1 rRNA gene is annotated in these 452 nt (G+C 54.0%); it reads left to right on the plus strand.

The annotated features are described in order from the left end of the window. Positions 1-452, plus strand: a 23S ribosomal RNA gene (locus J4G38_RS28410); the annotation flags it as partial.

The following is a 452-nucleotide window of genomic DNA, read 5'->3' on the forward strand; positions in this document are numbered from 1 at the left end:
GGGGGTGCGAAACCCCCACGCCGATAGACTAAGGTTTCCAATTCAACGCTAATCGGAATTGGGTTAGTCGGGACCTAAGGGGCAGCCGAAAGGTGAACTCGATGGACAGCAGGTTAATATTCCTGTACCGATGATAGCAAGTGATGCAGTGACGCAGAAGTGAAAGCACCGCGGGCGGACGGAAGTGCCCGTTGAAGGCCGTAGGTATTGGGAGGGTAGTTAAGTACGCCCACCTAGCCGAAAGCTGATAGTACCGCACGACCTTCGGGTCACGCGGATAGTGTGCCTAATCCGACTGCCAAGAAAACCTGCTAAGCGTTTTAATGCTATTATCGCCCGTACCGCAAACCGACACAGGTAGTCAAGGAGAGTATCCTGAGGCGCTCGAGTGAATCACGGCCAAGGAACTCGGCAAAATGGACCTGTAACTTCGGGAGAAGGGTCGCTTCCTC

Origin of the sequence: Hymenobacter terricola, from assembly GCF_017921975.2 — a bacterium.
GTDB lineage: Bacteria > Bacteroidota > Bacteroidia > Cytophagales > Hymenobacteraceae > Hymenobacter > Hymenobacter terricola.